We start from the raw sequence: 14,241 nt of genomic DNA, 5'->3' as shown, positions 1-14,241 counted from the left end.
CGTGGCAGTTCTCCAAGCCAAGGACCTGACCCTCAGCTACCACCAGCGCTGCGTGGTGGACGGGCTCAGCGTCCGGCTCCCCGAAGGCAGGGTGACCATGATCGTGGGCGCCAACGCCTGCGGAAAGTCGACCCTGCTGCGCGGCCTGTCCCGGCTCCTGAAACCCGCCAGCGGCGCCGTGACCCTGGACGGCAAGGACATCCATTCCCGCCCGGCACGCGAACTGGCCCGCACCCTGGGCCTGCTACCCCAGCACCCCAGCGCCCCGGACGGGATCACCGTCCGCGACCTGGTGGGGCGGGGACGCTACCCGCACCAGGGCTTCTTCCGCAACTGGAGTGTCAAGGACGACGCCGCGGTGCAGCGCGCGCTGGAAGCCACCGGAACGCTGGAGCTCGCCGGGCGGGACGTGGACGAACTGTCCGGCGGCCAGCGGCAGCGGGCCTGGATCGCCATGGCCCTTGCCCAGGAAACCGACGTCCTGCTGCTGGACGAACCCACCACCTACCTGGACCTGGCCCACCAGGTGGAGGTCCTGGACCTGGTGACGGACCTGAACCGCACGCGCGGCACCACCGTGGCCATCGTCCTGCACGACCTCAACCTGGCCGCCCGCTACGCTGACCACGTCATCGCCATGAAGGACGGCGCCGTGGCGGCCTTGGGGTCCCCGCACGACGTGGTGACGGAGGACCTGGTCAAAAACGTCTTCGGCCTGGAGAGCCGCGTCATCCCGGACCCCGTCTCCGGTACCCCGCTGATCCTTCCCATTGGTCGCCACCACGCCACAACCACCGAACTGGAGCTCGTTTCATGAAGACCCGGGAAAGCGCCGCCACCCAGCCGGCAACCCAGCCGATGAGCCTTGCCTTCGAGGTGACCGTCTCAGCTGTCCAGCAACTGAGCCCCACGTTCCGCAGGATCACCTTCGGCGGCTACTCCTTGCGTGACTTCGGCGTCCACGGCCACACCCTGGACCTGCGGGTGAAGCTCGTCATTCCATCGCAGGCCCCCGACGGGTCGGTCCTGCCGGTCCCCGCCTTCGACACCGCCCACGCCGGCTGGTACCGGGACTGGTTGGCCATGGACCCGGCCGTGCGCGGCTCCATGCGCACCTATACGGTCCGGGAGGCGCGGCTGGATGCGGTGTACCCCGAGATCGACGTCGACTTCGTGATGCACGCCGACGAGGATGGGCACGCCGGGCCGGCAGCGGACTGGGCATCCAAGGCCAAACCCGGCGACCCGCTCACCCTCATCGGCCCGAACAACCGCGCCGCGCACTGCGTCACCGCCGAAACCTATTCCGGTATCGAGTGGCGCCCCGGCATGGCCCAGCGCGTCCTGCTCGCCGGCGACGAAACCGCCGTCCCCGCCATCTCCGCGATCCTGGAAACGCTCCCGCCATACATGAGTGGCCACGCCCTCCTGGAAGTCCCGCAGGCAGGCGACTTCCTCGAACTCAGCTCCCCGGCGGACATCGAAATCACCTGGCTCGCCCGCGGCGCCGCCATCGGGCGGTCCCGGCCACACGGGCAGCTGCTGCATGAGGCCGTGCGCAAAGCCGTCCCCGTGCCGGGCTGGGTGGGCATCAAAGCCTCCGACGCCGGCGCAGGTCCCGAGCCCGAAGACGTCAACGTGGACGAGGACATCCTTTGGGAGACACCGTCCCGGATGGAAACCGCCGCCATCAGCGCCACCAAGAACCCGGACATGCCCGCCGGTGCCATGCCGTTCTACGCCTGGATCGCAGGTGAAGCAGCCGTCATCAAGGACATGCGCCGCTACCTGGTGCGGGACGTGGGCATCGACCGGAAACAGGTGGCGTTCATGGGGTACTGGCGGCAGGGCAAAGCCGAAGGCTAGCCAAACGCCCCATCAGATCCTGCCGGTATTTCTGGGACGCCCCATCAGATCCTGCCAGCATTTCCGGGACGCCCCATCACTTACTGTTCATCCCGGCGTCGTGATTCCTTTGACTTGTCCCGGTACTTTCGTGGCTGTGTCCTCTGATCCCTTGCTTCCTGACTCCGGGCGGCGGGTGTTTGTTGCCCTTGGGGATTCCTTTACCGAAGGGGTGGGGGATCGGGATGAGCGGCTGCCCAACGGGGTGCGGGGGTGGGCCGACCGGGTGGCCGAGAAACTCGCCAAGGCGCAGCCAGGGTGGAAATATGCCAACCTGGCCATCAGGAGCAAGCGGCTGCGGCACATCGTCGACGAGCAGCTGGAACCGGCGCTGCGGATGCGGCCAACGCTTGTCACGCTCTACGCCGGCGGCAACGACATCCTGGACCTGAAGACCGACATGCCGGCGCTCATGGCGGACTACGAACAGCTGGTGGCCCGGCTGGCCGGTACCGGGGCCACGCTGGTCCTCTTCACGGGGTTCGACGTCAAGGTGTCCGCCCTGCTGGAGCCACTGAAGAAGCGCAACACTTATTACAACCAGCGGGTCCGGGACATCGCGGATAAATACGGGGCCGTGCTGGTGGACTACTGGTGCCTGGACGCCTTCCACGACCGGCGGATGTGGGACTCGGACCGGCTTCACATGTCCAAAGCCGGGCACAAATACCTTGCCGGGCAGGTGCTGGACCAGCTGGGCGTGCCGCACAAGATCAAACCCAGGGACTGGGAACCACCCGCCCGGCCCGGCCTGCGCGAGTGGGAGCGGCGCCAGCGCCGCTGGGTCCACGACTGGGTCCTGCCGCTCTTCGGCCGCAAGCTCCGTGGGGTCACGCTGGGGGACACCCTCACCCCGCGCTGGCCCCAGCCGGTGAAGGTTCCGCGGAACGGCGGGTTGAAGAAGCTCGCCGCCGGAACGTCCGACGCCGGCAGCATACCTTCGGGAAGCAGCCCGCCTTAGGGTGCGGGCTGGGGAGGGGTGTCCAGCAGGATTTCGTAGCCCGGGGCCACCCGGCCTGCATGGAATTCCATGACTTCGAAGTCGGCAACCCCGTTGGTGTAGAACGGATCCTGCGCCAGGCTCGCGTCCAGGGTTTCCCGTTCGGCCTGCGACAGCAGCAACCCGCCGGTGCGCGGAATCTTGCGTCCGGCGGCGATGAACACGCCGTCGTCGAACGCCTTTTGCAGCCAGGCGATGTGGGCGTCGTTGTGGAAGTCGACGATCTCCTGGGGCACGCGGTAGGTGAGGGAGACAACATACATGGGGCAAGCCTACCGGCGCCGCACCAGCTACTTGAAGGATCAATCGTAGAATAGGGAACATGACCGAACCCCGCTGGCTCAACGCTGACGAACGCCGCGCCTGGCTGGCGCTGGTAAGCATCAATACGCTGCTGCCTGCCGCCCTGGACACCAAGCTGCACGCCGCGGGAAAACTGTCCCTGTTCGATTACACCGTCCTGGCCATGCTGTCCGAAGCCGAGGACCGGTTCCTGCCCATGAGCGAGCTCGCAGCCCGCACCAGCGCCTCCCTCTCCCGCCTCTCACACGTGGTGACCAAGCTGCAGAAGCGCGGCTGGGTGGAACGCCGCCCGCACCCCCACGACGCCAGGGTGACCACGGCCCACCTCACCGAGGAAGGCATGGCCACGATTGTCGGCCTGGCCCCGGCGCATGTTGAGGACGTCCGTGACCTGTTCCTCGATGCCCTGACTGAACAGGACGTGCTGGACCTGGCGCGGATCGGTGAAAAAGTGGTGGGACGCCTGGACTCGGACCACTGGATCCTGCGCGAAACCCAGGCCTGACCCGAGAGCATCCCGGGCGATTGGTTGCTTCCGGCAACGGGTGGCAAACTAACCGCATGGATTTCACTTCCCGGTTTGTGGCACTCGGCGACTCTTTCACCGAAGGCGTCGGTGACGACGACCCGGCACGTCCCAACGGTGTCCGCGGATGGGCCGACCGTGTGGCGGAACAGCTCTGCGCCGCGGACCCGGACTTCGGCTACGCCAACCTGGCCATCCGTGGCAGGAAGCTCCGCCAAATCCTGGCTGAACAGGTGGACGCCGCCGTCGAACTCAACCCCACCCTGGTGAGCATCTACGCCGGCGCCAATGACATCCTCCGCCCGCGCGTGGACATCGATGATCTCCTCGTGGAATACAACGACGCCGTGGCGAAGCTCGCTGCCACCGGCGCCACCGTGGTGATGTTCACGGGTTTCGACGCCCGGGGTTCGAAGGTATTCGGCACCATGCGGGGCCGCACTGCCATTTACAACGAACTGGTCCGCGGGATCGCCGGGGACCACGGCGCCCTGCTGGTGGACTACTGGCGCTTCAGCGAGTACTACGACTGGGGCATGTGGGCCCACGACCGGATGCACATGTCCGCCGCCGGCCACGCGAACATGGCCAAGCGCGTGCTTGAGGTCCTCAAATGTGACCACTCCATCGACGTCCCGCCCATGACTCCGGTGCCGGAACTGAGCGGGGCCGACGCCATCCGTGCCAACGCCCAGTGGTTCCGCGAATACGCGGCGCCGTGGGTGGTCCGCCGCGTCACCGGGAAATCCTCCGGGGACAACCTGCAGGCCAAGTACCCCCAGCTCACGCGGCTGTAGCGCGGGTCCTGGCTGCGCCTCTCCTACCCCGGCTGGAACGCCGGAGTCGCCAGGATCGAGCCGTCCGCGCGGATGGCCAGCACGGCAACGTCCCAGTTGTCCGCGGCACGGTCCAGCATCCGTGTCCCGCCGGCAACGATCGCCGTGGCCAGAACGTCGGCGGTGACAATATCCCCGGCGGCAACGGTGACCTGGACAAACCCGTCGTCACCGGCCCTGCTTCCCACCCGCCAGATGTGCTCGCCGCGTTCAGCGGAGCCGGAGGTGGCCATCGCGCTGTGCCGGCTGTTGCCGCCCAGCGGATATCCCGTGATGAGGGTCAGTCGGTCGGCAGGGTCCACCACGCCGGCTTTCCAGGGTTCGGCGCTGCCGGGGTGCGGCGAACCGCTGACCAGGACGTCGCCGCCGGCGTTCAAACACCAGTCCCGGCGGCCCAGGGCCACGAGCGACGTCCCGGCCGCGCGGATGGCATGGCCCTTGATGATCCCGGACAGATCCAGCACCCCGTCTGGCCTTTCAGGGGTGAAGGCCCCTTCCGTGCGCAGCCGCCACTCGTGGGCTTCGGCATAACGCTCGCGCATCTGCGCCGAGGCGCGGGGCAGCGTCAGTTCACCGCGCGCCAGCCTGCTGGCTTCCGAATCGGGGCGGTACAGGCTGAACGTTTCGTCCAGGTCCCGGAACAGGCGTTCGACGACGGCGGTGGCGGCTGCGAGCTCGTCGAGCCCCGGCTGCCCTTCCGCGGGGGAGTCCACCGGCAGTGTCAGGCCGATGACCGTTCCCATGCAGTCAAAGGTGCGGGCCTTCAGGGTGGTGCCTGCCGTGGCGGGCAGGGGGTTAGAGGTTTGCTGCATCGAGGGCTGCCTGGAGTGAGGTGAGGTAGGCGTCGCTGGTGATGGTGGCGCCGCTGACGGTCTGGACATTGGCAGACTGCGCCGCCAGGACCTTGCTGCGGAGCAGGGGTGCCGCGCGGTTGCTGATCTGGATGGATTTGCCGTCCGTATTGGTCAGCTGCAGCGCCGTGACATCGGTGATCTTCCCGTTCGCCACCGTGATCTGGACCTGCACGGGGCCAAACCGGGTCTGGACGGTGTTGCCCTTGTAGGTGCCGGACGCGGAGGAATTGGACGAACTGGACGAACCGGAGGACCCGGAGGAGCTTGCTGACCCGGAAGACCCTGCGGTGCCCGATGAGCTGGAGGACCCGGCCGACCCGGACGAACCCGTCCCCGTGGACCCGGTGCCTGTTGCACCCGTGGTGCCGGTCGCCGTCGTACTTGATGCGACGGTGCTGATGCCGCCGGCCTGCGTGCCTGTCTGCCAGCCCGCCAGGAGGATCCCGGCGGAGGCCAAAGCTGCTGCGACTGTTCCGCGAATTTTCACCAGTCAAACCTTTCGTGATGGATCTGTTCCTCGGGGACGCCGGCCTTCCCGGCGTCCGCAATGACATTGGCCGCCCACGCCGCCGGGCCGCAGACGTAGACGTCCGCATCCCTGATGTCCGGCACATAGGAGGTAAGGCTGTAGCCGTTGCGCACCGAGTCCTCGGGAAGCCAGGTGGACCGGCCAGGGCCCCGCGGCCCGGTGAGGTGGAAGAGCCGGGCCCCGCGCGCCTGGCAGAGGTCAAGGATTTCGGTGCCCAGGTAAAGCTCCTTGTCAGTGTGGCCGCGGAGCAGGACCGTGGCCTCGCCTGGAGCGAACGGGGTGGTCTCCAACAGCGCGCGCAGGGGAGTGATGCCGATGCCGGCGCCGATCATCACCACCTTGTTCTTCGTCCGGGCTGCCGTGCTGAGCAATCCGTAGGGACCCTCCAGGGCCACCTTGGTGCCCTTCCGCAGCCGGAGCAGCTGGGCGGAGCCGTCGCCGAGGTTCCGGACGGTGACCCGCAGCGTCCCCTGGCCGTCCCGGCCGTTGACCACGGGCTCCGCGGACAGGCTGAACGGGTGGGGGTGCCACCACATGCCCGGCGCCAGGAAGCGCCAGATGAAGAAGCGTCCGCCCGTCCCCGCCAGCTGGTCCAGCTTCCGTCCCCGCATGACGATGTTCACCACGCCCGGAGCCACGGCCTCCACGCGGGCCACCGTCAGTTGGTGGCGCGCGGTGGCCAGAACCGGCTCAAGGATGCGGAAGTACACCAGGGCACTGCCGGTGTAGATGCAGATGGCGAGCCAGTACCACCGCTGCCAGGTGCCGGCCGCAAAGAGGCCGCCCACGCTGAACTGGTGCGGGATTGACGTTGCCACCGCCGCGTAGGTCAGCAGGTGGACCACGTACCAGAACTCGTACGGGAAGCGCCGGCGCACAGCCACCAGGGAGGTCACCACGACGGCGATGAACAGGGCCATGGAGACGAACGCCAGCCACATGTCGGGGACCTGCACCCACAGGTTGATGGATTCGCTGACCGGGTCCAGTCCCTCGGCCATGCCGTACCCGATGACCAGCAGGAGGCCGTGTGCCAACAGGAGGTAGAGGGAGGGCTTGCCCAGTTTGCCGTGGAATTCCAGGGCCCGGTCGTGGCCGATGGTGCGGTCGATGAACGGGATCCTCGCGGCCAGGAGCAGCATCAGCAGGACCAGGTCCATACCCGCCAGGCCGGCCACGATTCCCGCCGCCGTGAACAGCGAGGCGGGCGAGGTGATGCTGGTGGCCCCGCCGTCTGCCAGCCATAAGGCGATGGCGGCAGCCACGGATGCCCAGGCAATGACGGTCAGGAAGTCCGTCCGCAGCAGGCGCCGGCGGTACTGGCGGGCGAACCAGCCGCGGGCGGGTATCTTCGGTGGTGAGAGCTCCGGGCGGCCGGAGCTGCTTGCGGCCGGTGATGCCGGCAGGAGCTGTGTGTTCATGCATCAAACATGCTTGGGGAAGCTATGTCCCTGCTGTGAAAAGGGGCCAGCGGCTGCTGTGACCTTTCAACAGGGGCAAGCCCTTATACACCCGATTGGTCTTTAATTGCGTCAACTCGTAGACTTGGTAGGCGCTAAGTGCGCGGAGCGTGCGCAATTGCTCCGGTTGCCCGGTAATTTTCTCCAGGGTGGCCGGTAGTTAGGGGCTCAAGTTGCGTAACTAACCGTTGCCCGTACATTCTGTGGGTCGCACTTGGCAGCATGGTCCAGCAGCAGATATGCGGATCATTACTTTCAATTCTTGAGGAGAAGTCATGGCAGCACACTGCCAAGTGACCGGGGCCGAGCCGGGCTTTGGGCACAGCATTTCGCACTCGCACCGCCGCAACAAGCGTCGGTTCGATCCGAACATCCAGAAGAAGCGCTACTGGGTTCCGTCCCTGCGCCGTAACGTCACGCTGCAGGTTTCTGCACGTGGCATCAAGACCATCGACGTGCGCGGTATCGACGCAGTCGTCGCCGACATTCTGGCTCGTGGGGTGAAGCTCTAGTGGCTAAGGACAAGGACGTACGTCCGATCATCAAGCTCAAGTCGACCGCGGGCACGGGTTACACCTACGTGACCCGCAAGAACCGTCGTAACGACCCGGACCGCATGGTCCTGAAGAAGTACGACCCCAAGATCCGCCAGCACGTCGAATTCCGAGAGGAGCGCTAAACATGGCTAAGAAGTCCAAGATTGCTCGCAACGAGCAGCGCAAGGTCATCGTTGAGCGTTACGCTGCCAAGCGCCTCGAACTGAAGAAGACCCTGGTTGACGAAAACGCAACCGACGAAGCACGCGAAGCAGCCCGCCTGGGCCTGCAGAAGCTGCCCCGCAACGCGTCCCCGATCCGTCTGCGCAACCGCGACATCATCGACGGCCGCCCCCGTGGCACCTTCCAGAAGTTCGGTATCTCCCGTGTTCGCTTCCGCGACATGGCTCACCGCGGTGAGCTCCCGGGCATCACCAAGTCTTCTTGGTAATCCAGCACCGCTGATTCCAGCTGCTTGAGAAGGGCCGGCAACCTTAGGGTTGCCGGCCCTTCTGCGTTTAACCCATTGCTTGTTCAGCGGCCGGCCCTGCCAGGAAACACCTGTGCGGCAGCACACAGCGGCAGAATGACGACGACGGCAGGTTGCGCAGGCGCTCCACCCCGGGTTTCGCGCGGAATACCGGGGATTTCCGGCCTCCGAAGGGCCGGTTTGCGATGGGACCGGTGTGCGTGTATTGTTTTCTAAGTCGCCGCGGGGGAGACAGTGAAGAACTGTTCACCGGGTGGCCAAAACCCCAAATCAAGGCCAGAATCTGGTTGCTCTTTAGGGCGCTGGAAATCGGTGTGGGGCGGTCTTCAATTCGATGTGAATCCTGAAAGATGGATTTGCTTCGGAGGTGGGGATCGGGTAACTTTGAAAAGTTGCTCCGGAGCGATCCTGAACGTTGGTTTGGGTGGTGCCGGGTGTGTCTGTTGTTTGAGAACTCAATAGTGTGCCAAGTTTGTTGATACCGATTATGTATGTAATTGGTTGAATTTGCCGAATCGTGCCGCCCCTGTGGTGTGGTTTGGTGTTTTTAGCTGGTTTCAAATTTTGTGCAGCCATTATGACCGTTATTTCCGGTGGTTTTGGTTGTGTCTGTTTGTTTTCAACGGAGAGTTTGATCCTGGCTCAGGATGAACGCTGGCGGCGTGCTTAACACATGCAAGTCGAACGATGATGCCCACTTGTGGGTGGATTAGTGGCGAACGGGTGAGTAACACGTGAGTAACCTGCCCTTGACTCTGGGATAAGCCTGGGAAACTGGGTCTAATACCGGATATGACCGACTATCGCATGGTGGTTGGTGGAAAGCTTTTGTGGTTTTGGATGGACTCGCGGCCTATCAGCTTGTTGGTGGGGTAATGGCCTACCAAGGCGACGACGGGTAGCCGGCCTGAGAGGGTGACCGGCCACACTGGGACTGAGACACGGCCCAGACTCCTACGGGAGGCAGCAGTGGGGAATATTGCACAATGGGCGCAAGCCTGATGCAGCGACGCCGCGTGAGGGATGACGGCCTTCGGGTTGTAAACCTCTTTCAGTAGGGAAGAAGCGTAAGTGACGGTACCTGCAGAAGAAGCGCCGGCTAACTACGTGCCAGCAGCCGCGGTAATACGTAGGGCGCAAGCGTTATCCGGAATTATTGGGCGTAAAGAGCTCGTAGGCGGTTTGTCGCGTCTGCCGTGAAAGTCCGGGGCTCAACTCCGGATCTGCGGTGGGTACGGGCAGACTAGAGTGATGTAGGGGAGACTGGAATTCCTGGTGTAGCGGTGAAATGCGCAGATATCAGGAGGAACACCGATGGCGAAGGCAGGTCTCTGGGCATTAACTGACGCTGAGGAGCGAAAGCATGGGGAGCGAACAGGATTAGATACCCTGGTAGTCCATGCCGTAAACGTTGGGCACTAGGTGTGGGGGACATTCCACGTTTTCCGCGCCGTAGCTAACGCATTAAGTGCCCCGCCTGGGGAGTACGGCCGCAAGGCTAAAACTCAAAGGAATTGACGGGGGCCCGCACAAGCGGCGGAGCATGCGGATTAATTCGATGCAACGCGAAGAACCTTACCAAGGCTTGACATGAACCGGAAAGACCTGGAAACAGGTCCCCCACTTGTGGTCGGTTTACAGGTGGTGCATGGTTGTCGTCAGCTCGTGTCGTGAGATGTTGGGTTAAGTCCCGCAACGAGCGCAACCCTCGTTCTATGTTGCCAGCACGTGATGGTGGGGACTCATAGGAGACTGCCGGGGTCAACTCGGAGGAAGGTGGGGACGACGTCAAATCATCATGCCCCTTATGTCTTGGGCTTCACGCATGCTACAATGGCCGGTACAAAGGGTTGCGATACTGTGAGGTGGAGCTAATCCCAAAAAGCCGGTCTCAGTTCGGATTGGGGTCTGCAACTCGACCCCATGAAGTCGGAGTCGCTAGTAATCGCAGATCAGCAACGCTGCGGTGAATACGTTCCCGGGCCTTGTACACACCGCCCGTCAAGTCACGAAAGTTGGTAACACCCGAAGCCGGTGGCCTAACCCCTTGTGGGAGGGAGCTGTCGAAGGTGGGACTGGCGATTGGGACTAAGTCGTAACAAGGTAGCCGTACCGGAAGGTGCGGCTGGATCACCTCCTTTCTAAGGAGCACCTACAACAACCGGCCTGGATGTATGTCCGGGTGTGGGGGTTGTCAGGAAGCAAGCCCGTTGCGCAGGCGATTGTCCTGCGGCGGGTGCTCATGGGTGGAATATCAACAAATAGCGGCCGTTGTGTTGTCGTGTCTTTTCCTAGTACGAACCCTGGTGGTTCTGGAACGGTGGGCGTGGTGATGTGGTGGTTTTCGTGTTTGGCACACTGTTGGGTCCTGAGGCAACAGGACCACGGGTTCGCTGTCTTCGCCTTTCGGGGTGTGGGTGGTGTTCTGGTGGGTTTGTTTGTTTCTGGTTTCCCTGCCATGACGGTCCACGCACGTGTGTGTGGGGTGTGTGGTGTGGGGTTGTTGTTTGAGAACTACATAGTGGACGCGAGCATCTTGTATAAGAAGCAATTTCCAAGATAAATGAACCTGGATCTGGTTCGTGTGCCTTTGGGTGCGCGGGACAGTTTTCGTGGTTCTCTCGAAAATGTTTTTGATCTTTGTGGTCAAGTTTTTAAGAGCACACGGTGGATGCCTTGGCATTAGGAGCCGAAGAAGGACGTAGGAATCTGCGATAAGCCTGGGGGAGTCGATAACCGGACTGTGATCCCAGGGTGTCCGAATGGGGAAACCCCGCCAAGCGCGCGAGTGACTTGGTGACCCGTACCTGAACACATAGGGTGCGTGGGGGGAACGCGGGGAAGTGAAACATCTCAGTACCCGCAGGAAGAGAAAACAATAGTGATTCCGTTAGTAGTGGCGAGCGAACGCGGATCAGGCTAAACCGTTCCATGTGTGATAGCCGGCGGGCGTTGCATGGTCGGGGTTGTGGGACTTTCCATACCAGTTCTGCCGGGCTGGTGGGGTGTGATGTGCGCGCATAGGTGAACGGTTTTGAAAGGCCGGCCAGAGAGGGTGTTAGTCCCGTAACCGTAATGTGTTTGTACCGCCTGTGAGAGTATCCCAAGTAGTACGGGGCCCGAGAAATCCCGTGCGAATCTGTCAGGACCACCTGATAAGCCTAAATACTCCCTAATGACCGATAGCGGACCAGTACCGTGAGGGAAAGGTGAAAAGTACCCCGGGAGGGGAGTGAAACAGTACCTGAAACCGTGTGCTTACAATCCGTCGGAGCCAGTCTGATTCTGGTGACGGCGTGCCTTTTGAAGAATGAGCCTGCGAGTTAGTGTTACGTCGCGAGGTTAACCCGTGTGGGGCAGCCGTAGCGAAAGCGAGTCTGAATAGGGCGTGTGAGTGGCGTGATCTAGACCCGAAGCGAAGTGATCTACCCATGGCCAGGTTGAAGCGACGGTAAGACGTCGTGGAGGACCGAACCCACTTCAGTTGAAAATGGAGGGGATGAGCTGTGGGTAGGGGTGAAAGGCCAATCAAACTTCGTGATAGCTGGTTCTCCCCGAAATGCATTTAGGTGCAGCGTTGCGTGTTTCTTGCTGGAGGTAGAGCTACTGGATGGCTAATGGGCCCTACAAGGTTACTGACGTCAGCCAAACTCCGAATGCCGGTAAGTGAGAGCGCAGCAGTGAGACTGTGGGGGATAAGCTTCATAGTCGAGAGGGAAACAGCCCAGACCACCAACTAAGGCCCCTAAGCGTGTGCTAAGTGGGAAAGGATGTGGAGTTGCCCAGACAACCAGGAGGTTGGCTTAGAAGCAGCCACCCTTAAAAGAGTGCGTAATAGCTCACTGGTCAAGTGATTCCGCGCCGACAATGTAGCGGGGCTCAAGTACACCGCCGAAGTTGTGGCATTCAGATATTTAGCTAAGCCCTTGTGGTTCAGGCGTCTGGATGGGTAGGGGAGCGTCGTGTGGGCAGTGAAGTCGCGGTGTAAACCAGCGGTGGAGCCTACACGAGTGAGAATGCAGGCATGAGTAGCGAAAGACGGGTGAGAAACCCGTCCGCCGAATGATCAAGGGTTCCAGGGTCAAGCTAATCTGCCCTGGGTAAGTCGGGACCTAAGGCGAGGCCGACAGGCGTAGTCGATGGACAACGGGTTGATATTCCCGTACCGGCGAAAAACCGTCCATGTTGAACAGGGGATACTAACCGCCCGAGACCTGCCTGACACCCCTTGTGGGTGAAGGGTTTTGGTGGAGCGCGGGACCTGATCCTGGGAGGCAAGCGTATTAACAGGTGTGACGCAGGAAGGTAGCCGAGCCGGGCGATGGTTGTCCCGGTCTAAGGATGTAGGGCGAGTGGTAGGCAAATCCGCCACTCATATAGCCTGAGATCTGATGGGACCCCCGTTTGGGGGGATTTGGTGATCCTATGCTGCCGAGAAAAGCATCGACGCGAGGTTTTAGCCGCCCGTACCCCAAACCGACACAGGTGATCAGGTAGAGAATACTAAGGCGATCGAGAGAATTATGGTTAAGGAACTCGGCAAAATGCCCCCGTAACTTCGGGAGAAGGGGGGCCCCAACCTTGAACGGACTTCGCGTCCGGGAGGGGATCGGGGCCGCAGAGACCAGGGGGAAGCGACTGTTTACTAAAAACACAGGTCCGTGCGAAGTCGCAAGACGATGTATACGGACTGACTCCTGCCCGGTGCTGGAAGGTTAAGAGGACCGGTTAGCCTCACGGCGAAGCTGAGAATTTAAGCCCCAGTAAACGGCGGTGGTAACTATAACCATCCTAAGGTAGCGAAATTCCTTGTCGGGTAAGTTCCGACCTGCACGAATGGAGTAACGACTTCCCCGCTGTCTCAACCATAAACTCGGCGAAATTGCAGTACGAGTAAAGATGCTCGTTACGCGCAGCAGGACGGAAAGACCCCGAGACCTTTACTATAGTTTGGTATTGGTGTTCGGAGTGGCTTGTGTAGGATAGGTGGGAGACGTTGAAGCCCGGACGCCAGTTCGGGTGGAGTCATCGTTGAAATACCACTCTGGTCACTTTGGACATCTAACTTCGGCCCGTAATCCGGGTCAGGGACAGTGCCTGATGGGTAGTTTAACTGGGGCGGTTGCCTCCTAAAAAGTAACGGAGGCGCCCAAAGGTTCCCTCAGCCTGGTTGGCAATCAGGTGTCGAGTGTAAGTGCACAAGGGAGCTTGACTGTGAGAGAGACATCTCGAGCAGGGACGAAAGTCGGGACTAGTGATCCGGCGGTACATTGTGGAATGGCCGTCGCTCAACGGATAAAAGGTACCTCGGGGATAACAGGCTGATCTTGCCCAAGAGTCCATATCGACGGCATGGTTTGGCACCTCGATGTCGGCTCGTCGCATCCTGGGGCTGGAGTAGGTCCCAAGGGTTGGGCTGTTCGCCCATTAAAGCGGTACGCGAGCTGGGTTTAGAACGTCGTGAGACAGTTCGGTCCCTATCCGCTGCGCGCGCAGGAAATTTGAGAAGGGCTGTCCTTAGTACGAGAGGACCGGGACGGACGAACCTCTGGTGTGTCAGTTGTACTGCCAAGTGCACCGCTGATTAGCTACGTTCGGATGGGATAACCGCTGAAAGCATCTAAGCGGGAAGCTCGCTTCAAGATGAGATTTCCATACACATTATGTGTGAGAGGCCCCCAGCCAGACCACTGGGTTGATAGGCCGGATGTGGAAGCGAGGACTAACGACTCGTGAAGCTGACCGGTACTAATAGGCCAATAACTTACACCACACAGAAAAACATTCTGCTTGCGTCCACTA

General features: G+C 61.9%; 12 protein-coding genes and 2 rRNA genes. 10 read left to right on the top strand and 4 right to left on the bottom strand.

The window, feature by feature from the left end:
• Position 1: 1 nt before the first annotated feature.
• The 3 genes from LDO22_RS12850 to LDO22_RS12840 all read left to right on the top strand — a co-directional run bounded on the left by LDO22_RS12850 (position 2) and on the right by LDO22_RS12840 (position 2,866).
• Positions 2-817, top strand: a complete 816-nt coding sequence (locus LDO22_RS12850) for an ABC transporter ATP-binding protein (protein WP_263422180.1) — start codon at positions 2-4, stop codon at positions 815-817.
• Positions 814-1,866, top strand: coding sequence for a siderophore-interacting protein (locus LDO22_RS12845; RefSeq protein WP_224023639.1), 1,053 nt, complete (start codon positions 814-816; stop codon positions 1,864-1,866). The genes LDO22_RS12850 and LDO22_RS12845 overlap by 4 nt, the downstream gene beginning before the upstream one ends.
• A gap of 136 nt (positions 1,867-2,002) precedes the next feature.
• The gene (locus LDO22_RS12840) at positions 2,003-2,866 is read left to right on the top strand and encodes an SGNH/GDSL hydrolase family protein (protein WP_224023638.1); all 864 of its coding nucleotides are present in this window, start codon (positions 2,003-2,005) and stop codon (positions 2,864-2,866) included.
• On the opposite strand, the gene LDO22_RS12835 is transcribed toward LDO22_RS12840, so the two are convergent.
• Positions 2,863-3,168: a YciI family protein gene (locus tag LDO22_RS12835; protein WP_159629763.1), complete on the bottom strand. Its 306-nt coding sequence runs from the start codon at positions 3,166-3,168 to the stop codon at positions 2,863-2,865. The genes LDO22_RS12840 and LDO22_RS12835 overlap by 4 nt on opposite strands.
• A 59-nt stretch (positions 3,169-3,227) precedes the next feature.
• Here LDO22_RS12835 and LDO22_RS12830 point away from each other — a divergent pair, with 59 nt between their 5' ends.
• Complete coding sequence (locus LDO22_RS12830; RefSeq protein ID WP_159629765.1) at positions 3,228-3,713, top strand: MarR family transcriptional regulator; 486 nt, start codon at positions 3,228-3,230, stop codon at positions 3,711-3,713.
• A 56-nt stretch (positions 3,714-3,769) separates the two neighbouring features.
• Entirely contained in the window at positions 3,770-4,531 is a 762-nt protein-coding gene (locus tag LDO22_RS12825) for an SGNH/GDSL hydrolase family protein (RefSeq protein WP_224023636.1), read from the top strand.
• Between the two features lie 23 nt (positions 4,532-4,554).
• On the opposite strand, the gene LDO22_RS12820 is transcribed toward LDO22_RS12825, so the two are convergent.
• Genes LDO22_RS12820 through LDO22_RS12810 form a run of 3 tightly spaced genes read right to left on the bottom strand, consistent with a single transcriptional unit; the run spans position 4,555 to position 7,374 of the window.
• Entirely contained in the window at positions 4,555-5,382 is an 828-nt protein-coding gene (locus LDO22_RS12820; RefSeq protein WP_224023635.1) for an FAD:protein FMN transferase, read from the bottom strand.
• Positions 5,366-5,911: an FMN-binding protein gene (locus tag LDO22_RS12815; RefSeq protein ID WP_224023633.1), complete on the bottom strand. Its 546-nt coding sequence runs from the start codon at positions 5,909-5,911 to the stop codon at positions 5,366-5,368. Before LDO22_RS12815 ends, LDO22_RS12820 begins: the two co-directional genes overlap by 17 nt.
• Positions 5,908-7,374: a ferredoxin reductase family protein gene (locus LDO22_RS12810; RefSeq protein WP_224023631.1), complete on the bottom strand. Its 1,467-nt coding sequence runs from the start codon at positions 7,372-7,374 to the stop codon at positions 5,908-5,910. The genes LDO22_RS12815 and LDO22_RS12810 overlap by 4 nt, the downstream gene beginning before the upstream one ends.
• Before the next feature lie 314 nt (positions 7,375-7,688).
• Between LDO22_RS12810 and rpmB the strand changes: the two genes are divergently transcribed.
• From rpmB to LDO22_RS12785, 5 genes are all read left to right on the top strand, one after another.
• Positions 7,689-7,925: a 50S ribosomal protein L28 gene (gene rpmB / locus LDO22_RS12805; protein WP_018763944.1), complete on the top strand. Its 237-nt coding sequence runs from the start codon at positions 7,689-7,691 to the stop codon at positions 7,923-7,925.
• The gene (gene rpmG, locus LDO22_RS12800) at positions 7,925-8,092 is read left to right on the top strand and encodes a 50S ribosomal protein L33 (RefSeq protein ID WP_013602737.1); all 168 of its coding nucleotides are present in this window, start codon (positions 7,925-7,927) and stop codon (positions 8,090-8,092) included. The genes rpmB and rpmG overlap by 1 nt, the downstream gene beginning before the upstream one ends.
• Before the next feature lie 2 nt (positions 8,093-8,094).
• Complete coding sequence (gene rpsN, locus LDO22_RS12795; RefSeq protein ID WP_015938870.1) at positions 8,095-8,400, top strand: 30S ribosomal protein S14; 306 nt, start codon at positions 8,095-8,097, stop codon at positions 8,398-8,400.
• Between the two features lie 658 nt (positions 8,401-9,058).
• Positions 9,059-10,580, top strand: a 16S ribosomal RNA gene (locus LDO22_RS12790).
• A 503-nt stretch (positions 10,581-11,083) separates the two neighbouring features.
• A 23S ribosomal RNA gene (locus LDO22_RS12785) occupies positions 11,084-14,212 on the top strand.
• Together the 16S and 23S rRNA genes form the textbook arrangement of a ribosomal RNA operon.
• Positions 14,213-14,241 lie beyond the last annotated feature (29 nt).

The organism is Arthrobacter sp. NicSoilC5 (assembly GCF_019977395.1).
GTDB lineage: Bacteria > Actinomycetota > Actinomycetes > Actinomycetales > Micrococcaceae > Arthrobacter.
This window is presented reverse-complemented; position numbering and strand designations above follow the sequence as displayed.